Raw genomic sequence first — 21369 nt, forward strand, 5'->3', positions numbered from 1 at the left:
ACCACGCCCGGGTGAACGCGCGGCGCACCGCGATTCGACATTGTGTGAAGGGAGGTGACACCGCCTCAGGTCCGACAGCGCGTACGCCGCTCACTGGAACGTCGCCCTCCGTTCACCTCATGGTGGACCCACCGATGATCGACTTCCTTAGCGTGGCCGCCGGTGGGCGCCGCAGGACGCGCGGCGGCACGGGGAGCCCGCCGCATCGAACCGGCGGACGACCTGGAGAGGCTGTGCAGTGGGGCTCATCGGCGGTGTGACCGAAGGCCCGCCGAACGGCGGACCCGAACCTCAGGGCGCGGTCCCGGGCACCGCCCCGAGCCAGTGGGCCGAGCTGCTGCTCGCCGAACGGGACAGCCTGCACCGCTTCCTCACCGGGCTGGCGGGCCATGACCCGCACCACGTCGAGGACCTGGTGCAGGAGACCCTGCTCCGCGCCTGGCAGCAGGCCGACCGGCTGGACTGGCGCGACCGCCCGATCCGGATGTGGCTGTTCAGGGTCGGCCGCCATCTGCTGATCGACGGCTGGCGCAAGGACCGGGCCGTGCCCGTCGGCATCGCCCCGGCCGACTTCCCCGACCCGCTGCCCAGCCCCGACCACGCGGCGCAGACCGTCGACCGCTGCCTGCTGGTCGAGTCGCTGCGCGCCCTCACCCCGCTGCACCGGGAGGCCGTCGTGCACGTCCATCTGCTGGGCCGGGCCGGCGCGGACGTCGCGCACGCCCTGGGCGTGCCCAGCGGCACCGTCAAGTCCCGTACCCACCACGGCCTGCGGGCGCTCCGCCGACAGCTGGCCGATCGGGGTGAGGCCGCGTGAACGCCGGGCCCTGCCTGCTGGCCGCCGCCACCGTGGCCACCGGGCCCAGCACCCTGCTCGGCGCCGCCGGACTGCTGATCCTGCTGGCCGCGCTGGCCCACCTCGCCGCGCGGCGCCGGGGCGGCTGGCGGGCGGTGCGGCGCGGACTGCGCCGTGAGGCCGCGCTGACGGCCGCCGCCTTCGCCGCGCCCGTCCGGGCCGAGCTGCGCTACCGCCGCCGGCTGCGGCTGCTGGTCCGGCTGCTGCGCGACCCGGCGGGCTGGGCCGACGCCGAGCGGGCGATGCGGGGCGCCGCAGCGGTACGGGCGGACGTCCACCCGTACGCGGCGCTGCTCGGCCCGCAGACCGTCGGCGTGCTGGTGGCCTGCGGGGCGGACCCGGTGCCGCGGCCCGCCGAACCGTGGACCACGGACGGCGCCGACCCCCGGCTCTGGTGGCTCGACCGGGCCGACGCCGCCCGTACGGCCGGTCCCGGGGCGGCGCCGCTGCTGGCCGCGCTGGGCAGCGACGGCGAGCACGCCGTGCTGCTGGACCTGGGCGGCGGGCCCGCCGTGACGGCGGTCGACGGCGACCGGAGCACCGCCCGCGCCGTACTCCAGTCGCTGGCCGCCCAGTTGGACGCCCGGCTCCCGGCCGGTGCGGTGACCGTCGCCGCCGGGGTGCACGACCGCTACGCCGGGCCCGAGCCGGCCGCCGCCGTGGCCGCCGCGTCCCGCCGGGCGGCGGGCGGCACCGGACCGGCCGTCGCGGTCTGCGCGCAGTCCCCGCAGGGGCAGCGGCTCCCGGCCGGGGTGCGGCTGCTCACCGGCGGCGGCGCACGCGGCTCGGCGCTGCTGCTCGGCGCCGACCGGGGCGGCGCGCTGCTGGTGCACGGCACCCCGCTGCGGGTGGACGCCGTCCCGCTGGCCAGGGCGGTGGCCCGTACCGTCCGACTGCTGCCGCCGTACCCGGCCGCAGCCGGCCCGGCCCACCCGGACGACCTGCGCGAAGCGGACGACCCGCAGGAACCGGCCGAGCCCGCGCCGCCCCGCCCCGCCGCAGCCCGGCGCGCCAGGCCCGTCCGCCCCGACGGCCCGACCGCGCCGGACGGGACCACGGCGGGCACCGGCGGCGGCCCCGGGTCGGCCGCCGCCGACCTCAGCGAGCCGGAGTCGCCCGCAGAGGTGGCGGGCGTCTCCGCCGCCGGTCCCGCCTGACGCAGCCGCCCCGCTCCACCCGCCGGGCCCCGCCCCGGTCGCACCCTCTGGGAGTCCTCCGGTGAAACTCACCGTCACCACCGTCGACAGCGCCGACGGGCAGCGCCGCGACCATCTGCTGTCGCTGCCCCCGTACGCGACCGTCGCCGACCTCGCCGCTGCCGTGCAACCCCGGCCCGCCGAGCGCTCGGAGCCCGGCGCGGCAGGCGCGGCCGGACCGGCCGGACCGGTGGCGGCCCCCGCCGAGAGCGCGGCGGCGGCGCTCCGCCCGCTGCACCTGGGCGGCGAACCGCTGGACCCGGCCGCGCCCGCCGCCGGGGCGGGCCTGCGCGAGGGGGCCGTGCTGGGCCTCGGCGGGCCCGCCGACCAGCCGGACCGGGTGCGGATCGGGCCCCGGCCGCCGGCCTCGGTCGGCGCCCGGCTGGAGCTGCACCTGGTGGCCGGACCCGGCGCCGGGCAGACCTGGCGGCTCGGCCCCGGCAGCCATGAGATCGGCACCGACCCGCTCTGCACCGTCCGGCTGCGCGGCCCCGAGGTGCCCGAACGCGGGCTGTGGCTCACCGTCGGCGCGGACGGCTCCGCGTACTGGCACCGCACCGGCGACGCCACCGGCGAGGTACGCGGCTGCGCCGTCACCCCGCCGCCGGACGACGCGATCACCGCCGCCACCGCCCGCCCGCAGCCCGGCACCGAGGAGCGGCCGGCGACGGCCGCCGCCCCGCAACCGCCGCCGGGCGCCACCGCCTGGCCGCTCGACGCGGACCTCGCCGTCGGCGCGGCGCTGCTGCGGCTGACCGCGCCGGTCGAGCCGGACGCGGCGGTCACCGCCTCCGCCGACGGCCTGGGTGTCGACTACAACCGGCCGCCCAGGATCGCGCCGCACCTGGACGGCGAGCGGGTACGGCTGCCGATGCCGCCGACCCCGCCGAGCCGCCGCCCCTTCCCGCTGCTGCTGATGGTCGCGCCGATGGTGCTGGGCCTGGTGATGGTCAGCGTCTTCCACTCGTACTTCTATCTGGTCTTCGTCGTCTTCAGCCCGCTGATGGCCGTCTCCAACTGGATCGTCGGCCGCCGGGGCAACCGCAAGCAGCACGAGGAGGCCGCCCGCCGCTACCGGGAGCGCCGCCGGGTGCTGGAGGCGGAGGTACGGCGCGCGGTCGGCCGGGAGCGCCGGGTGCGCGGGGTGGCCGGGCCCGACCCGGCGACCGTCGCGCTGACCGCGATCGGCCCCGGCAGCCGGCTGTGGGAGCGGCGCCGCCGCGACCCGGACCACCTGGTGCTGCGGCTCGGCACCGTCGACCAGCCGTCGGTCAAGGAGCTGGACGACCCCGCCCGGGACGAGAACCACCGCACGGTGCGCTGGAACGTCCCCGAGGTGCCGATCGGGGTGGAGATCCCGGACCACGGCGTGGTCGGGGTGGCCGGCGCCGGGGAGCCGACGCAGGCGCTGGCCCGCTGGCTGGTGGCGCAGGCCGCCGTCCTGCACAGCCCGCGCGACCTGCGGATCGTGCTGCTCACCGACCCGCGGCGGGCGGCGGGCTGGGCCTGGGTGCGCTGGCTGCCGCATCTGCGCCCGGCAGGCGCCAACGGGCCGGTGGTGAGCGTCGGCAACGACCCGGAGTCGACCGCCAACCGCGTCTCGGAGCTGGTGGCCCAGATCCAGGCGCGGCAGCGGGCGCTCGGCTCCTCGATGGGCAAGGCCATGTTCAACGACCCGGACGTGCTGGTGATCGCCGACGGGGCCCGGCAGCTGCGCGACGTCCCCGGCATGGTGCAGGTGCTCACCGACGGACCCCGGGTCCGGGTCTTCAGCGTCTGCCTGGACGACCAGGAACGGCTGCTGCCCGAGGAGTGCAGCACGGTGGTGCTGGCGGCGGGCCACCGGCTGACCGTCCGCCGCACCGGGGCGCCGGACATCACGGACGTCCGGGCCGACCTGGTGGACCCGGAGTGGTGCGAGCAACTGGCGCGGGCCCTGGCCCCGGTACGGGACGTCAGCCCCGAGCACGACGCCGGACTGCCGCAGCGGGTACGGCTGCTGGACCTGCTCGGCCTGGAACCGCCGCGCGCCGCCGCGCTGCTGGACCGCTGGCGGCGGCGGCCCGCCTCGACCGGGTTCGTCCTGGGCACCGGCTATGACGGGCCGCTGGCGCTGGACCTGGTACGCGACGGGCCGCACGGGCTGGTCGCGGGCACCACCGGCTCCGGCAAGTCGGAACTGCTCCAGTCGTTCGTGGCCTCGCTGGCCGCCGCCAACCGGCCGGACGAGCTGACCTTCGTCCTGGTGGACTACAAGGGCGGCAGCGCCTTCCGGGAGTGCGCGCAACTGCCGCACACCCTGGGCATGGTGACCGACCTGGACGCCCACCTGGTGGAGCGGGCCCTGGAGTCGCTCGGCGCCGAACTGCGCCGCCGCGAACGGCTGCTGGCCGAGGTCGGCGCCAAGGACCACGCCGAGTACCGGGCACGGCGGGCCGCCGATCCGGCGCTCGCGCCGCTGCCGCGCCTGCTGCTGGTGATCGACGAGTTCGCCACCCTGGTCCGGGAGGTGCCGGACTTCGTCCCCGGGCTGATCGGCATCGCCCAGCGCGGCCGCTCGCTCGGCATCCACCTGGTGCTGGCCACCCAGCGCCCGGCCGGGGCGGTGACCAGCGACATCCGCGCCAACACCACGCTGCGGATCGCGCTGCGGGTGACCGACGCCACCGAGAGCCAGGACATCATCGACACCTCGGAGGCCGTGCACATCCCGTCCTCCACCCCCGGCCGCGCCCTGGTGCGGCTCGGCCACCGCACCGCCGTGCCGTTCCAGGCCGCCTGGGCGGGCGCCGAACGGCCCGGCAGCGCACCCGCCGCCGCCGAGCCCCGGGTGCGCGGGCCGGTACGGGCCGCCGAACTGTCCTGGACCGGCCTGGGCCGCCCGGCACGGCTGCCCGCCGCGCCCGACGAGGACGCCGCCGCCCCCAGCGCCCCGGCCCCCACCGACCTGCAAGCCCTGGTCGCCGCCGTACGGGAGGCCGCCGCCGGGCTGGACGACTTCACCCCGCAGCCCAGCCCCTGGCTGCCCGCGCTGGACGAACAGGTGCTGCTGGACGAGCTGCCCGCCCTCGACGGCGAGCCCGCTGGTGGGCCCGGTGGCGCGCTCCCCCCGATCCCGTACGCACTGGAGGACGTACCGCAGCTCCAGCAGCGCCGGGTGGCCGCCGCCGACCTCGCCGTCTTCGGCCACCTCTATGTGATCGGCGCGCCCCGCTCCGGCCGCACCCAGGTGCTGCGCACCCTCGCCGGCTCGGCCGCCCGCACCACGAGCTGCGCCGATGTGCAGTTGTACGGCATCGACGCGGGCGGCGGCGGGCTCGCCGCGCTGGAGACGCTGCCGCACTGCGGCGCGGTGGTGTCCCGGCACGACCTGGAGCGGCTGGAGCGGCTGCTGCACCGGCTCACCCAGGAGCTGACCCAGCGCCAGGAGGCGTGCAGCGAGCGGAGCGCGGCCGGGCTGAACGAGCTGCGGGCCCTGCTGCCCGCCCGGGAGCGGCCCGCGCACATCCTGCTGCTGATCGACGGCTGGGACGCCCTCTCCGGGGTGCTGGACGACCACGACAACGGCCGGCTGGTGGATCTGGTGACCCGGCTGCTGCGGGAGGGCGCGGCGGCCGGCATCCATGTGGTGGCCACCTCGGAACGGTCGCTGCTGGGCGGCCGGCTGGCCGCGCACAACGACCACAAGCTGCTGCTGCGCCAGGGCGACCGCAATGACTACCAGTTGGTCGGGCTCTCCCCCGGCAAGGTCCCGGCCGCCGTCCCGGCCGGGCGCGGCTGGCATGCGCTGAGCGGCACCGAGACCCAGGTGGCGCTGCTCGCCGCCGGGGCGGGCGGCCAGGAGCAGGCCGAGGCGCTGCGGGCGATCGGCCGCCGGGCCGCGCGGCGCGACACGGGCGTACCCGCCGAGCGGCGGCCGTTCCCGGTGGCGGCGCTGCCCCGGGCGGTGGACTTCGCCGAGGCATACGAGAAGGTCGAACCGGGCCTGCGGCGGCCGATGTGGGGCCTGCTGGGGCTGGGCGGCGACGACGCAGGGCCGGTCGGGGTGGACTTCGGCGGCTCGGCGGCGGCGTTCGCCGTCCTGGGGCCGGCCGGCTCCGGCCGCAGCACCGCGCTGGCCTCGCTGGCGGTATCGCTGCTGGCGGGCGGTACGTCGCTGGTGGTGCTCACCCCCCGGCACTCGCCGCTGCGCTCGCTGGCCCGCCATCCGCAGGTGCGGGTGCTCGACGACGCCGACCCCTCGGCGCAGCAGGTGCAGGCGGCGCTGGACGAGTTCGCCGGGCCCCGGGTGGTCGTGGTCGACGACGCGGACCTGCTGGCGATGCCCGCCTGCGACCGGCTGCTGAAGGAGATCGCGGTCTCCGGCCGCGACCGGGGGCTCGGCCTGCTCTACGCGGGGCCGGCCGATGCGCTCCAGGTGGCGATGGGCGGCTGGGTGACGGCGGCCAAGCGGGCGCGGCGGGGGCTGCTGCTGGCCCCGAAGTCGCTCCAGGAGGGCGACATGATCGGGGTGCGGCTGCCGGTGCATCTGATCCGGTCGGCTCCGGCAGCGGGGCGGGGTTGGACCACCGGCCGGGCGGGCGAGGCGATGGCGGTGCAGGTGCCGCTGACGGTGCTGCGGGCGGACGGCTGAGCGGCGGGACGGGACACCTGGCGGCGGGGGGGGGGCCCCCCGCGGGGGGGCCCCCCCCCCCGCGGGGGGGGGCCCGGGGGGGGCCGCGGGGGGGCCCGGGGGGGGGGGGGGGGGGGGGGGGGGGGGGGGGGGGGGCGGGGGGGGGGGGGGGGGGGGGGGGGGGGGGGGGGGGGCCGGGCCCCGGGGGGGGGGGGCCCGCCCGGGGGGGGGGCCCCCCCCCGCCGCCGTGCGGGTCAGCCGCTGTCGCGCAGGCTGCTCGCCATGTCGGAGTCCATCTGGTGCATCTGGTCCTTGATCTGCCGGAACTGCTTGGCGAAGCCCTTGATGCCGTCCATCGCCGCCAGCAGGCTGGTGTTGAACTTGTCGTACGCCTCCTGCATGGCCGGGCTGGACTGCTGGAACACCATGCCGTCGCCGAGCAGGTTGTTGACGTCGTTCTTGAGGTCGTTGAGCATCGGCACGATGTTGTCGCTGGCCGAGTCCAGCCGGGCCGAGGTGGCCTCGATCTTGTCGAAGTCCAGGGAGATGTTGGGCACGGTCGTCCTTTCAACGGGTGCTGCGCGGTAGCGGATGCTGTGGGTGACGGGTGCTGCGGGAGGGTGGTGTGCGGTCAGGAACCGCCGTCGACCGGCTGCCACTCCTGGCCGGAGCCGCCACGCCGGTACTCGGTCTTGGCGCCGTCGCCGTCGGTGACGGTCATGGTGCCGCTGCCGTCGTCGTCGAGATGGGTCTCGGCGTGGTTGGTGGTGCCGTCCGAGTAGACGGTGTCCGTGGTATAGGAGTGGCCGCCGTCGCTGTAGGTCGTGGTGGAGGTGTACGTCTGGCCGTCGTGGGTGACGGTGGTCTCCTCCTTGACCACGTTGTTGTCGCCGTCGAGCGTCAGATGGGTGTGCACCTGGCCGTTGCCGGTCTCCAGGGTCTGGTCGAGCGGTGGCGCGCCCGGGTCGGTCGCCCGGCAGAAGTCCGGTACGTTGCCGTGCTCGTCCGGGACGCACTGGTCGGCGTGCGCGTTGCGGTAGTCCCAGGCGGCCTTCTTGTCGCGCCAGGCGTCCAGGCCCATCTCGGTGCCCATCACGCCCAGGCCGTCCGCGATCTGCGAGTCCACGTCGAAGAAGCCGTCGGCGACCGCCCCGAAGGTGTCGCCCAGCTTCTTGAGGTGGTCCACGGCCCGGTTCATCGGGTCCTTGGAGAGCCGGTAGAGGCTGCGGAAGGCGTCGGTGAGGGTGTCGTTGCCGAAGACGTCCCGGGCGTCGCCCAGGTTCCCCGAGCCCAGCTCGGAGAAGACGCTGCTGGTCAGCGTCGGGGAGATCCGGTCCGCCAGATCGTACAGGTCCTTGCGGGCCTCGTTCAGGATGCCGTAGTCCATCGCGAAGTCGGGCAACGCCGCCTCCCGGGCGCTCGAAGTGCGTCCAACGACCGGACCACGTGCCGGCGGCCCGTCCGGTTCACCGCGCGGCCGGGTGAACCGCGCGGGGGCTCCGCACGTGGTCCGCCCGGGGAGCGCACCGAGCCGGGTGACCGCTCCACGACTCCACCGCCGCCCCGCGCGACCGCGTCGGTGCGGACGGAGCGTACGGAGAGGACAGCGGTATGGCGCAGCGTCCCGCCGATTGGAGCGCGATCGGCCTGGGCGGCGATCCCACCCCCGGCGACCCGGACCGGATCGAGGAGGTGGCGCGGTCGCTGGGCGACCTCGGGCGGGTGGCCCGGGAGATCGACGACGAGCTGAACGCGGTGCTGGACAAGACCGGTGGCGGGGCGTTCGTCGGGCAGACCGCCGATGCGCTGCGGGACAAGATCAGCGGACCGCTGCGCGGCTTCGTCCAGTCGGTCGCGGAGGCGTTCGAGTCCTCCGCGCGGGCGCTGACCGACTACGCGGGTGTGCTGCGCGACCAGCAGTGGCGCGCCGACAACGCGCTGGACCAGGGCCGGGGCCTGGCCGAGGACGATCCGCGCCGCGCCGAACTGGCGGCCACCGCCCGGCAGGCGGGCGAGGCCCAGGCGGAGGCCGGGACGACGGCGGGCGGGACGGTGAGCCGGGCGGCCCGGGGCATCAAGCAGCCGGTCTCCGACTGCGACCTCTTCTGGGAGGTCTTCAACTGGCTGGCGATCATCCTGATCATCCCGGCGCTGATCTTCGGCGGGCCGGTCGCGCTGCTGGCCATCGGGGTCAATCTGACCCTCTTCATCAAGACGGCGGTGGACTTCGCCCACGGCAAGGCCAGCCTGCTCGACCTGTTCCTCTCCGGCCTCGGCATGATCGCGCCGACTACCAAGGGCATTCCACTGCTCAAGCTGATCAGCAGCGGCGCCAAGCTTACCTGGCAGGGCATCAAGAACGTCGGCAAGGCCGTCTTCACCTTCTTCCGCGATGTGTTCACCGGCGGCGGCCTGCGCTCCTTCGCCTTCCTGCCGGGGCTGCGCGACTTCGCCTCGCTGGCAAGCAACTGGGTCAGGTCCGGCAGCCTCTGGGTGCTGGGGTCGATCGCCAAGCTGCCCGCCTGGGCCGGGATGGCGTTCGAGACCGGCGGGCTCACCGTCATCCAGGGCATCAAGGGGCTGCCCGCCCTGGTGCGCGGGCTGCCCACCGGGCTGCTCAAGGTCGGTACGGCGGGCTGGAAGTTCGCCCAGGCCGAACTGGGCGGCGGCAAGTGGCTGCGGCTGGTGCTGCCGGTGGACGCCGCCGAGATCGGCGCCTACGGCATCAAGGGCGCGCTGAGGATCGGCGTCCTGGAACGCGGCCTGCTGGGCAACTTCCGGTACGGCGCGCCGCTGCTCGGCACCGCCGGGCGCACCGTGGCGGCGATCCCGGTACCGCCGCCGCTGCACCAGGTCGACGCACTGGTGGACCTGCCGCGCTCCGAGCTGGCCCGGGTGCGGCTGGGCGACTGGGCCGGGCCGCGCGGCCTGGACATCCCCTCGCTGAGCCCCGGCGGCCCGGGGGCATCCTTCTCCCGACCCCCGGCCTTCACCGTGCACAGCGCCCTGGGTGAGCAGCTGTCCTTCGCGCCGGACGCGCTACGGCGGCTGGACGCGCTGCTGGACACCCCGATCCGGGAGCTGAACTCGGTACGGATGGGCGACTGGACCAACCTGGCCACCACCCCGACCGGCCTGCGCCTGGACGCCGGGCCGGGCATCGGCGCCCACTCCCCCACCGGGCTGGGCGACCTGGCGGTGCACGCGGGCACCCCGGGGCTCCAGACGCCGTCGCCGCACCTGCCGGGCACGGGCACCCTGACCGGCGGCACCGTCCCCACGGCTCAGCTGCCGTCCTTCCAGACCCAGGCCACCGCCCTGCACCAACCGGGCACGCTGCAAGCGCCGTCGCTGGGTACGCCCGCGCTACAGACCGCCGTGCTACGGCCGACCGGGGTCCAGACGGCCGACCTGCTGGCGCCCCCGGCGGTCACCGCTCCGGCGCACCCGGTGGCCGTCCAGCCGCCGGGGCTCGGCGGCACGGCCCGGACGCCGCTCGGACTGCCCCCGGTGGCGGTGCCGGGCGGGCAGCTGCACAGCGCGCTGGAACTGCTCTCCTCCTCGGCGGTACCCCACCGGGCCGACCTCCCGTCGTTCGGCGGCGGCAGCCTCACCGAGCACACCACCCAGGCCATGACGGCACATCAGGTCACCCTGCACCTGGACGAGTTCGCCCCGCCCCGGACCGGCGCCGGTCCCGGCACCCTGTCCAGCGTCTCCCCGCCGCCCGTGCCGCACCCGGCGTCCGCCGCGACCACGCTCCCGCCCGTGCGCCCCGGGCTCGCCGGGCCGAACGCGCCCCACCCGATGGCCCAGACGGCGATGGCCCAGACAGCGATGGCCCAGACGGCCGTGGAGTCCGCCCACACCGCGCCGCCCGCGCCGCAGCTCGGCGGCGGCGGGGACCGGGCCGGGTCGGCTCTCGGTCTGCTGGACGGCGGCGGCCGGCCGCCCCGTACCGAGACGCCCGCGCTGGCCGGAGCGCCCGGCACCGGCATCCGTACCGCCGCCGCACCGCCACCGCCCGCCGCCGCCGTCCCGCCACCGACCCCGCACAGCCCGGCGCTGGCACCGGGCAGCGGACCCGGCCGGCTGACGGGAGCCCAGCTCGACCGGCTCTGGCAGCAGCAGAGCGACCGCGTCGCCGCCCTGTTCGGCGCCGCCGGCGACCCCGCCCGCCCGGCCCGGCTCCAGGCGTGGCAGGACCTCACCCTGGCCCGCCACGACCGGGCCGTGGCCGACCGGCTGCTGACCGAGCTGCACGCCCGGCCCGGCTCCGGCTCGCAGGGGCCCGGCCCCGCCCACCTCCAGGCCCAGCAGGCCCTGGACAGCGCGGAGCAGCGGATCGACCGGCACCTCGCCCAGCTCACCGCCCTCGGCGTCGACCCCGCCGCGATCGACCACGGCCTGGCCGAACTGACCGCGCAGAGCCTGCGGGAGCGGCCCCGGCTGCTCGGTGGCTCCGGCGGCTCCGGCAGCGCGGGTACGAGCGCCCATGTCGTGCCCGCGCCGCAGCCCGTACGGCTGGCCCTCAGCGACTCCGCCGTCGCCGGCCCCAACGGCTGGACGGTGGAGACGGTGCTGCGCGGCGACGGCACCCCGCACCACCGCCTGCTGGACCCGCACGGCCACCCCGAACCGCTGCTGCGGCCGGTGGCCCGCCCGGACGGCGGCTTCGACGTCCACAACTCCCGGCTGGGCACCGTCCAGACGTACGACCCGCACGGCCGCCTCACCGCCGAGGACACCCCGCTGAGCGGCCTGGACGGCGCCCCGACCGGCCTGCACGTCCACGCGGACTTCGACGGCCGGGGCCGTCCGACGTACCAGGTGCGCGACGCGGGCGGCGGCCCGCTGCCGCTGGAGGCGGCGCCCCGGCCGGGCGGCGGCTTCGACCTGCGCGACCCGCTGGACGGCAGCCACCGCGGCTTCGACCCGGGCGGGGCGCTGGTGGAGGAGGGGCGGCCGCTGCTCGGCGCGGACGGCACCCCGCTGGGCCCGGTGCTGATCCTCAGCCATGACAACGGCGTGGTCACCCGCTCGCTGGCCCAGGCCGACGGCCAGACCCTGCACGTCCTCGACGCGGGCGCGGGCCTGCGGGTCACCGACCCGGTCGGCGGCCGGTCGGTACGGTTCGACGCCCAGGGCGGCTATGTGGAGCAGGGCATCGCCCTCACCGACGCGGCGGGCGCGCGCGGCACCCGGTTCGCCGTCCCCGACGGCACGGGCGGCCACCTGCTCACCGACGCCGCAGGCAACCGGCTGCCGGGTCGGCTCACCGCGCTGCCGGACGGCGGGCTGCGGTTCATCGACGACACCACCGGGGCGTCGGTCCGGTACGGCGCCGACGGCACCCGGGTCGAGACGGGCCTCGCCCTGGCCGACCCGCACGGCGTCCGGGGGACGCAGTTCCTCACGGACCGTGGGCCGCACACCGTCACCGACGCCGCCGGACACCCCACCGGTCACACCGCCGACCCGCTGCCCGGCGGCGGCTGGCGGGTCACCGACCCGGTCGGCGGCCGGTCGGTACGGTTCGACGCCCAGGGCGGCTACCTGGAGCAGGGCATCGCCCTCACCGACGCGGCGGGCGCGCGCGGCACCCGGTTCGCCGTCCCCGACGGCACGGGCGGCCACCTGCTCACCGACGCCGCGGGCAACCGACTGCCGGAGCGGGTGACGGCCCATCCGGGCGGCGGCTTCCGGGTCGAGCAGCCACCGGCGGCGCCCGGCACCGCCCTGCGCTACCAGCGGTACGCGGCCGACGGCAGCCACACCGGGCACGGCCGGCAGTTGCTGGACCAGCACGGCCACCCGGCGGGCTACCTCGACCACCGCGTCGGCGGCCGGCCGCATCCGCTCGCCCCCGGCCCGCAGTGGCTGGACGGCGGCTTCCACGCCGACCCGGGGCGGCCGGTGGTCGCGGAGCCCGGCGGAGGCTTCCGGGTGGGTGACCCCGCAGGCGGCTACCGGGTGTTCGACGGCGCCACCGGGCGGCTCACCGAGGACGCCACCCGGCTGCGCGGCCCCGGCGGCGAGGCGCTGGACCGCTGGATCACCGCCCGCCACCCGCAGGGCGGCGGGCCGCCCACCCTGCACGTGGTGGACGGCACCGGCGCCGTACAGCCGCACCTCACCGTCACCGAGCGCCCCGGCGGCGTCCACCAGATCAGCGACACCCAGGCGGGCGGCTCGTTCGTCCGCCACCGCCCGAACGGCACCCGGCTGGAGAGCGGCGCCCCGCTGCGCGGCCCGGACGGCAACCCCGACGGCACCTTCGCCGTCCTCCCCGAGCCGGGCCCGGCGGGGGTGCGCGCCCCCGGCCGGCTGGAGGACGCGGCCGGCAACCCGGTGGCCCACCGCACCGCCACCCTGCGGCCGGACGGCGGCGTCCAGGTCTCCGTCAGCCACCCGGGCAGCCCCCGGCACGGCGAGTACCGCGTCCACGCGGCCGCCGACGGTGCGCTCACCCACCAGGGCTTCAACGTCCTCAAGGACGGCAGGCGCACCGACCACCAGTACGTGGTGGACCACACCGCCCCCGGCGGCGCCACCTGGCGGCGCGCCCCGCACCCGGACGCCCCGCACCCGGACGCGCCGCACCCGGCACCCGACGCGGGCGGGGCTTTCCACCACGGCACGGTGGAGGTCGGCGCCGACGGCAGCCGGGTGCGGCTGCTCAGCTCCACCGGCAACCGGGTCGAGGTCTTCGAGCGCCGCGCGCTGCCCGGCGGCGGCGTGCTGGACTCCTTCCGCCGCACCGACACCGTCGCCTTCGGTGACTTCACCCGCTCCACCACCTGGGCGCACTGGGACGACAGCGGCGCCCTGGCCGGCCGGGGCACCCGCCGGTACGACACCTCCGGCTTCGGCTGGAAGGACGTCGACCACCGGGGCCGCACCGTCCACGAGTACCGGGAGGGGCTGCAGAAGACCGGCGGCCGGTCCGGCAGCACCCTGGCGGTCAGGGACGGCGGTACCTGGACCTGGCACCGCTTCGACGGGACCGGCCGCGAGATCGCCTCCGGCCCGCGCACCGTGCACACGGACGGCGGCTGGGTCGACCGGCTGCCGGACGGCACCCTGGTCCAGCGGCAGTGGGGACCGCTGCACACACCCGAGCACGCCGGGCACTACCAGGAGTACCGCTGGGAGAACGGCGCCGTGCGGCCCGACTGGGAGCGGCAGTCCCCGCAGGGCAAGGAGAGCGGCAAGCGGGAGACCCTGCCGGACGGCGGGGTCCGCACCACCACCCGCTGGTCGGAGCAGCGGCCGCCGCTGTGGGTGCGCAAGGCCCTGATCCGGGAGGCCGCCCCGCAGGGCGCCTTCCACCACCTGCGGAGCGACGACCGCTTCCAGGTCTTCCTGTGGACCAAGGAGGGCGGCCGCCATCCCGGCGGCGGCCTCCGCTACGCCGGGATGGACGGCGGCGTGGTCGACCTGGGCGCGGACGGCCGCTTCGTGGGGTCCACCGGCAAGCTGCACGGCGGCGCCACCCTCAAGGTGGGCGACCACGCCGCGCCGCCCGCCCAGCCGCCCACCGACCCGGCGCACCTGCCGTGGGAGGAGCCCGGCCGCCGGGGCCTGCGGGTGCCGGTGGACCCGGGCGGCCACGCCGACCGGCCGGTCTGGCAGGACCGCTTCCGGACGCCGGAGGGCGAGTGGCGGGTGGCCCGGGAGGGCTTCCCGGACGGCTCGGTGCGCGAGTACCGGACCCCGCCCCGGGTCGACCCGGTGACCGGGCAGGTGGACGGGCGGCTCGACGGGGCCTGGGTGCAGCGGGACGCCCATGGCACCCTCACCGGCGTGCACGGCCCGTGGACCGGGCCGGGCGGCCATCAGGTGCGCGTCACCGGCGTCGGCCGCGCCGACTCGGCCGACTGGCGGTGGACCGCCGTGGACCAGCTGGGCGTCGAGACCTCCGGCCGCCGCCTGGCCTACCGGGGCTCCGGCGATCCCCGGCTGCCCTGGGACGACTCCTTCCGCGACTTCGACGGCACCGGGGCCCTGGTGCGGGGCCGCGACATGCTCGACGGCGGCCGCCATGTCGACTTCTGGCGGGGCACCGACCCGGTCACCGGCGAGCAGCGCTGGTACAGCCGGAAGTTCGACGCGGCCGGTACGGCGGTGGACTACGGCGCCGGGCAGCAACTGCGCCGCTGGTGGAACCCCGCCACCAGGACCTGGGACGACCGGTGGTCCGCCGGCGCCCGGCACTTCCGCGACGACTTCCACCCGGCGGGCGGCGGCCCGGCGGTCATCGTGCGCGAGGTGCCGCCGCACCTGCCCGGTGACGGCCCGCTGCGGGTGCGCGAGTACTGGGGCGGCGGCGCCGTGCCCGCCCCGGGCACCTGGAAGGAGTTCGACCACGGCGCGGTGGTCCGCGAGCGCTCGGCGCTGGGCGGCGGCTTCCTGGAGAAGGACGCCTGGCGCGGCCAGTGGCGCCGCTATGACGCGCACGGCACTGTGCTGGCGCAGCGCACCGACAGCGGTCTGGTCTTCGAGGGCGGCCCCGACCGGCTGCGGATCACCGGCAACGAGTACGACTTCCGGGGGCCGCTCACCGAGATCCGGGGCTGGGGGCGCCGGGTCCGCGAGGCGCAGCGGATGCCGTGGGGCGGCTCGGCGTCGGTGCCGGTGCCGGAGTTCCGGGCGGCGCTGGACGGGGTGCCGGGGCTGCCGGCGGCGGTCGGCGGCCGGGTGCCGCTCGGGGAGGCGCTGTACCAGCCGTACTGGAGCACGCTGGCGAAGAAGGTGGCCCTGGAGTTCGGCCAGGAGTTCGTCCTGGAGTTCGGTGCCAACCTGGCGGCCAACGGCATCGCCGCCGCCGTCAACCACAAGCCGTTCACCGGGAAGGACGCGCTCAAGTCGTTCGCCAACGCGGCGGTCGGCGCGGGGGTCAAGGGCGTCGTCGGCACGGCCGTGCACGAGATCCGGGGCTCCCGGGTCGGGCAGGCCAAGTCGGTGCTCGGCAATGTGGACGGCGGCAAGCTCGAATTCCGGCGGCCGAACAACCACGACAAGCACTGGGCCAACGAGTGGGCGGGCAATGAGTCGCCGACCCGCTGGCGCGGCGGTACGTACGACTTCTTCTACAACAGCGGGGTCGGCGCCCTCAGCGGCTGGATCAACGGCTCGATGAACGCGGCCGTCTGGGGCGTCACCGGGGCCGACGGCAAGAGCCATGTGCTGACCGGCATGGACGCCTTCCTGGACGGCGGCATCGCGAGCCTGTCCGCGCTCACCACGGCGGGCAGCACCGCGCTGGCCAGGAACCTGGTGCTGATGGGCGGCGGCAGCCGCTTCTTCCACCGGCAGGGCTTCGGGGAGTTCTGGCTCCAGCTGCCGTTCAAGATCTTCGAGAAGACCGTCAACACCCTGTGGCTGGCCCCGGCCATCCGCCACGGCATCGACCCGTCGTGGTACCGGGCACCGGACCCGCAGCCCCCGCAGTCCCCGCAGTCCCCGCAGCAAGGAAACTGATGGACCGCCAGCTCAAGCGCACCCACCGCGTCGGCCCCCGGGGGCGCGGCGTCCATCGCAGCGTCGCGGACGCCGTACGGGCCGCCGCGCCCGGCGACACCGTGCTGATCGCCCCCGGCCGGTACCAGGAGGAGGTGGTACTGGACCGGCCCGTGGTGCTGGCCGCCGAGCACGGCCCCGGCAGCGCCGTGCTCGCGGCGCCGCCGGGCTGCCCCGCGCTGACCGTACGGGGGCCGGACTGCCTGCTGCGCGGCCTGGCCCTGGCCGGCGCCGACCCCGGCGACCCGGTGGTGCGGGTGGCCTCCGGCGCCGGGCTGCTGCTGGCCGACTGCACGGTGACCGGCGGGCGGGTCGAGGTGTGCGGCCCGGAGCAGGCGGCGGACGAACCGGACGGCTCCCTCGGGGACCTGGCGGCGCCGGGCTCCCCCGCCACCGCCGTGCTGCTGCGCGGCTGCCGGCTGGAGGGGGCCCGGCTGGCCGCGCTGCACCTGTCCGGCGGCGCCCGGGTGCGGGCCGAGGACACCTGGGTCGGCGGTGTCGACGGCACCGGCGTGGTCCTCTCCGGCACCGCCCGGCTGGACGCGGTACGCCTGCGGGTGGAGGACACCAGCGGCTCCGGCATCCGGCTGCGCGGCCGGGCCAGGCTGCGGCTCACCGAGTCGGCCGTGCACCGCCCCGGCCGCACCGGGCTGCTGCTGGAGGACGACGCGCAGGCGTCGGCCGACACCACCCGGGTCGACGCGGCGGGCGCCGCCGGGGTGCGGGTGACCGGCACCGCCCACGCCGAACTGGTCGACTGCCGGATCACCGGCTCCGCCGCCAGCGGGCTGGTCGTCCAGGACGGCGGCCGGCTCACCGCCCGGGGCTGCACCGTGCTGGAGTCCGCCGCCAACGGGCTGCTGGCCCGGGGCGCGGCCCGCGCCGAACTGGTCGACTGCCGGTTGGACCGCTGCGGCTACAGCGCCGTGCACCTGGCCGAGGAGGCGACCGGCACGCTGGCCGACTGCCGGCTGCGCGGCGGCGCGGAGCACGGCGTGCACCTGGCCGGCACCGCCCGCGCGGAGCTGACCGACTGCGGGATCAGCCAGGTGGCGCTGGCCGGGGTCGCCGTCACCGCGCGGGCCGCCGCCACCGTGACCGGCTGCCGGGTCGCGGACACCGGTACGGGGATCAGCGTCGGCTCCCCGGCGGGCTCCCGGGTCGAGCACTGCACGGTGAGCGGCGCCGCCCGGACCGGCCTGGAGGTCACCGAGGGCGGCAGCGCCGTCCTGGCGGGCAACCGGGTGACCGGGGCGGGCGCCGCCGGGATCGTGCTGGACGCCGGGTGTGACGCCCGGGTGGAGGGCGGCTCGGTGGAGGACAGCGCGGGCTCCGGGCTGGTGGTGTGGGCGGGGGTCCGGCCCGAGGTCAGCGGCCTGCGGATCGAGCGGCCCGGCAAGAACGGCGTCTTCCTGGCCCCGGACGCGGGCGGCACCTTCACCTCCTGCGATGTGGTGCGGTCCGGGTTCCCGGCGCTGCACATCGGCGCGGGGGCGGCGCCGCACTTCCGCCGCTGCCGGCTGCTGGACTGCGCGGAGGGGGTGGGCGGCGAGGAGGGCGCGGCCCCGGTCTTCGAGGAGTGCGCCCTGGGCGGCCCCGAGACGCCCCCGCCGCCCGCCGCCGCCCGGCCGTGGCCGCCGACGGCGATGCCGGACGGCACGGCGGCGGGCCCGGCCGTCGGGGCGGCGCCGGCCGAGGTGCCCGAGGAGCGCTTGGCGGACCTGCTCGGGGAGCTGGGCGAGCTGGTCGGCCTGGAGCGGGTCAAGCGCGACGTGGGCTCGCTGGTGAAGCTGATGCAGACGGTACGGCTCCGCGAGGACGCCGGGCTGCCCGCGCCGCCGCTCAGCCGCCACCTGGTGTTCGCGGGCAACCCCGGCACCGGCAAGACCACCGTCGCCCGGCTCTACGGGCGGCTGCTGAAGGCGCTGGGCCTGCTGCGGCGCGGGCACCTGGTGGAGGTGGACCGCAGCGCGCTGGTGGGCGAGTACGTCGGCCACACCGGTCCCAGGACCACCGCCGCCTTCACCCGGGCCCTCGGCGGGGTGCTCTTCATCGACGAGGCGTACTCGCTGGCCCCGGCGGTGGGCGGTGGCGGCGACTTCGGGCAGGAGGCCGTCGCGACACTGGTCAAGCTGATGGAGGACCACCGCGACGACGTGGTGGTGATCGCCGCCGGATACCCGGCGGACATGGGCCGCTTCATCGCCTCCAACCCGGGTCTCTCCTCCCGGTTCACCCGCACCCTGGTCTTCGAGGACTACGACGCGGCCGAGCTGGTCTCCATCGTGGAGCACCAGGCGCGGGAGCACCGCTATGAGCTGACCGAGGCGGCGCGCGCCGAGCTGGTACGGCACTTCGAGCGGCTGCCGCGCGAGGCGGGCTTCGGCAACGGGCGGTCCGCGCGGCAGGCGTTCCAGGAGATGACGGAGCGCCAGGCGCAGCGGGTGGCGGAGCTGGCCGAGCCCACCGCCGGGCAGCTGGTGGGGCTGGAGGTGGCGGACCTGCCGCAGCTCACCGCGTCCGCCTGAGCGGTCCCGCTCCCTTCCTCCTGTCCGCTGTCATCCCTGTCGTACCTGTCATACGTGTCCTACCTGTCATGCCTGTCGTACCTCTCGTACCTCTCGTACCGATCGCTGGAGCCCGTGTGCCTGCCCCCGACCCGAACCCGCCCACCGACTTCGCCACCGTCTTCGCCGGCCGTCCCGCCGTCCCCACCCGGGGGCGGCTGCCGGGCGCCCGTGCCTGGGGCGCGGTGGCGGGCGCCGCCGCCGTGACCACCGGCTGCGTCCTGGCCGCCACGGCGCTGCCGGGCGCCGGGCTCGCGGCCGGCGGCCAGGGCCGCCCTCCGGTGCCGGTGGCCCAGGTCGGCGGCCCGGTGCCGGTCGGCCCCGGCGCGGTCGCCCCGGCCCCGACCGGCGGCGGGCAGCCGACCGGCACGCCGCAGGCCCCCGGCGGCGAGCCCACCGCCGTATCCCCCACCGCGCCCGGCAGCGGCGATGGCGGATACGGCGGGGGTGGCGGCGGGCCGCTGCTGCCCCCGGTGCCCGGCGCCCCCGTACCCCAGCAGGGCCCGCCGACCGCCACGCCCACCGGCCGCCCATCCGCACCCGGCCACCCGTCCGCCACCGCCGCCGCCCCCACCTCGACTTCGACCGGCAAGGCGCCCGCCTCCCGGTCGACCCCCGAGCCGCCCCCGGCCACGCCGAAGCCCCCCGCCGCCACCGCGGCCCCGCCCGCGACCCCGGCCGACCGCACGGTCAGCTACAAGGCGGCGGCCGGGTACGGCTGCGACAACGCCGGCGCGGCCTTCCGTACGGAGGGCAGCTACAGCGACGGCATCCAGGGCTGGTACCGGGTGGACGAGGGCGGTCTCGGCAAGCAGGGCTGCGGCACCGGCTTCTGGGCGGTGCCGATGTCGGGGTCCAGCAGCACCAGCGACGGCAGCACCCGGGTGATCTGGAGCTGGCAGGTGGGCGCCGCGTCCCGGACCTGCGCCGTCCAGGTGTACATCCCCGGCGGGTCGACCTGGCGGGACGCGGCGGGCAGCCCCGCCCACTACGAGGTGCTGGACACCGCCCAGGCCGCCACCGTGCGCAGCACCTTCACCGTGGACCAGCCGAGCCACCGGGGCTCCTGGGTGCAGGGCGCCATGGTCACCCCGCGCGGCGGCACGGTGGCCCTGCGGCTGGTCAACACCGGCCAGGACTGGAAGGGCGACAGCGAGACATACGCCCACCTGGCCGCCGGCCAGGCACGGGTCACCTGCTACACCAGCTGACCCGCCGGGCGCAGCGGGCGGTGCGGCGCCGCACCCGGACTACGACCGGCGGCGGGGCTTGCCGCGCTTGCCGGAGCCCTTGGGTCCGCCGGAACCGCTGCGCGCGCCCCGACCCGCCGCCTTGGCGGCGGCGGGCTTGCGCGCCGCGCCACCGGCGTCCGGGCGCTTGCCCTTGGGCTGCGGCTTGCCCTTCGGCTGCTCCTTGCCCTTGGTCTGCTCCGGGGCCGACGGGCGGTTGCGGGAGCTGTTGACGGTCCGCCCCCGGACGATGCCGATGAACTGCTCCACCAGCTCAGTGGTCTCCTCCTGCGGCCAGGACAGCGCGATGCGCGACTCGGGCGCGTCGGAGACCGGCCGGTAGGTGAGGTCCCTGCGGTGGTGCAGCCGGGCGAGCGACTGCGGGACCACGAGCAGCCCCACCCCCGCCGCCACCAGCGCGATGGCGTCCGCCGTGGTGGCGGGGCGCTCGATGGCGGGCTTGCCGGGCGGCTGCTCCCAGCCGAGGGTGTCGTCCAGCGGGTGCAGCACGATGTCGTCGGCGAGATCCGCGGCGGACACCTCGTCCACCGCCGCCACGACGTGGTCCTTGGGGACCACGACCACCGTGGTCTCGGTGTAGAGCGGGATGGCGCTGAGGTCCGCGCGGTCGACCGGCAGCCGTACGAAGCCCGCGTCGGCGCCGCCGTCCCGCAGCACGCCGAACGCGTCGGCGGCGGACACCGGCAGCAGGGTCAGTGGGACGTCGGGCAGCCGCTCGTTCCAGATCCGCACCCACTTGGTGGGCGTCACTCCCGGGACATACGCCAGCCGGAACGAGGGGGATGCGTCCGAGCCTGTCACCCCGCAAGGCTACCCGCCGTGGTCGGAGGTGGCGCACACGCTCGATATTCTTGCCACCATGAAGTCGCACAAGACCCCCCAGACCATGAAGCCCGCGACCGCGGCGAAGAAGCTGGGGGTCTACCTCGAGGCCACCCCCGCAGAGTTCCAGGAGGGTGTCGTCTCACGCACCGAGCTGAACGCGCTCCAGACCGACCCGCCCGAGTGGCTGGTCGAACTGCGGCGCAACGGCCCGCACCCCCGGCCGGTGGTCGCGGCGAAGCTCGGGATCTCCATCGCCGGCCTCGCGCGCGGCGGCGTCACCGAGGCCCTCACCACGGAGCAGATCGACGCCCTGAAGGAGGAGCACCCGGAGTGGCTGGAGCGGGAGCGCGCCACCCAGGCCGAGGTCCGCAAGGAAGCGATCCGCATCAAGGAGAAGAACGCGGAGCGCGCCGACCAGCCCCACCGCCCCCGCTCCTGACCTCCGCCTCCGGCGTCGGCCGCCGCACCCGGTTCGTACGGGTTCCGGCTGCCGTCGGCCGCAACGCTGACCGCACCGCCGTGGCCGCACCCCGCCGTGGCC

At 77.0% G+C, this 21369-nt stretch carries 10 protein-coding genes; 7 read left to right on the forward strand and 3 right to left on the reverse strand.

Annotation, left to right across the window (positions count from 1 at the left end; all coding sequences use genetic code 11):
* Positions 1 to 256 precede the first annotated feature (256 nt).
* The 3 genes from ACIQGZ_RS28780 to ACIQGZ_RS28790 all read left to right on the forward strand — a co-directional run bounded on the left by ACIQGZ_RS28780 (position 257) and on the right by ACIQGZ_RS28790 (position 6685).
* Positions 257 to 817 carry a sigma-70 family RNA polymerase sigma factor gene (locus ACIQGZ_RS28780; protein WP_402607477.1) on the forward strand — a complete coding sequence of 187 codons (561 nt, stop codon included), beginning with the start codon at positions 257 to 259 and terminating at the stop codon, positions 815 to 817.
* Entirely contained in the window at positions 814 to 2013 is a 1200-nt protein-coding gene (locus ACIQGZ_RS28785) for a hypothetical protein (RefSeq protein WP_402607480.1), read from the forward strand. Before ACIQGZ_RS28780 ends, ACIQGZ_RS28785 begins: the two co-directional genes overlap by 4 nt.
* A 61-nt stretch (positions 2014 to 2074) precedes the next feature.
* Positions 2075 to 6685 carry an FtsK/SpoIIIE domain-containing protein gene (locus ACIQGZ_RS28790; protein WP_402607483.1) on the forward strand — a complete coding sequence of 1537 codons (4611 nt, stop codon included), beginning with the start codon at positions 2075 to 2077 and terminating at the stop codon, positions 6683 to 6685.
* A gap of 233 nt (positions 6686 to 6918) precedes the next feature.
* Here the strand turns inward: ACIQGZ_RS28790 and ACIQGZ_RS28795 are convergent, their stop codons facing one another.
* Positions 6919 to 7221, reverse strand: coding sequence for a WXG100 family type VII secretion target (locus ACIQGZ_RS28795; protein WP_402607486.1), 303 nt, complete (start codon positions 7219 to 7221; stop codon positions 6919 to 6921).
* Between the two features lie 74 nt (positions 7222 to 7295).
* Positions 7296 to 8066 (reverse strand): hypothetical protein, encoded by a 771-nt coding sequence (locus ACIQGZ_RS28800; RefSeq protein WP_402607489.1) that lies wholly within the window; start codon positions 8064 to 8066, stop codon positions 7296 to 7298.
* A gap of 209 nt (positions 8067 to 8275) precedes the next feature.
* Between ACIQGZ_RS28800 and ACIQGZ_RS28805 the strand changes: the two genes are divergently transcribed.
* The 3 genes from ACIQGZ_RS28805 (at position 8276) to ACIQGZ_RS28815 (ending at position 19964) form a co-directional block, all read left to right on the forward strand.
* Positions 8276 to 16147 carry a hypothetical protein gene (locus tag ACIQGZ_RS28805; RefSeq protein ID WP_402607492.1) on the forward strand — a complete coding sequence of 2624 codons (7872 nt, stop codon included), beginning with the start codon at positions 8276 to 8278 and terminating at the stop codon, positions 16145 to 16147.
* Positions 16147 to 18714, forward strand: coding sequence for a right-handed parallel beta-helix repeat-containing protein (locus ACIQGZ_RS28810; protein ID WP_402607495.1), 2568 nt, complete (start codon positions 16147 to 16149; stop codon positions 18712 to 18714). The genes ACIQGZ_RS28805 and ACIQGZ_RS28810 overlap by 1 nt, the downstream gene beginning before the upstream one ends.
* Before the next feature lie 116 nt (positions 18715 to 18830).
* Complete coding sequence (locus tag ACIQGZ_RS28815) at positions 18831 to 19964, forward strand: hypothetical protein (RefSeq protein WP_402607498.1); 1134 nt, start codon at positions 18831 to 18833, stop codon at positions 19962 to 19964.
* A gap of 39 nt (positions 19965 to 20003) precedes the next feature.
* On the opposite strand, the gene ACIQGZ_RS28820 is transcribed toward ACIQGZ_RS28815, so the two are convergent.
* On the reverse strand, positions 20004 to 20804 hold the full coding sequence (locus ACIQGZ_RS28820) for a LysR substrate-binding domain-containing protein (RefSeq protein WP_402607501.1): 801 nt from the start codon (positions 20802 to 20804) through the stop codon (positions 20004 to 20006).
* 58 nt (positions 20805 to 20862) lie between these two features.
* Between ACIQGZ_RS28820 and ACIQGZ_RS28825 the strand changes: the two genes are divergently transcribed.
* On the forward strand, positions 20863 to 21267 hold the full coding sequence (locus ACIQGZ_RS28825; protein ID WP_402607503.1) for a DUF5997 family protein: 405 nt from the start codon (positions 20863 to 20865) through the stop codon (positions 21265 to 21267).
* Positions 21268 to 21369: the final 102 nt, after the last annotated feature.

This window comes from Streptomyces sp. NPDC092296 (assembly GCF_044755465.1).
Taxonomy (GTDB): Bacteria; Actinomycetota; Actinomycetes; order Streptomycetales; family Streptomycetaceae; genus Peterkaempfera.

What these genes read in the sequence shown, in the direction of transcription:
- ACIQGZ_RS28805 (WP_402607492.1), top strand. Translation starts at nt 8,276, where the DNA reads ATGGCGCAGCGTCCCGCCGATTGGAGCGCGATCGGCCTGGGCGGCGAT.
- ACIQGZ_RS28810 (WP_402607495.1), top strand. Translation starts at nt 16,147, where the DNA reads ATGGACCGCCAGCTCAAGCGCACCCACCGCGTCGGCCCCCGGGGGCGC.
- ACIQGZ_RS28825 (WP_402607503.1), top strand. Translation starts at nt 20,863, where the DNA reads ATGAAGTCGCACAAGACCCCCCAGACCATGAAGCCCGCGACCGCGGCG.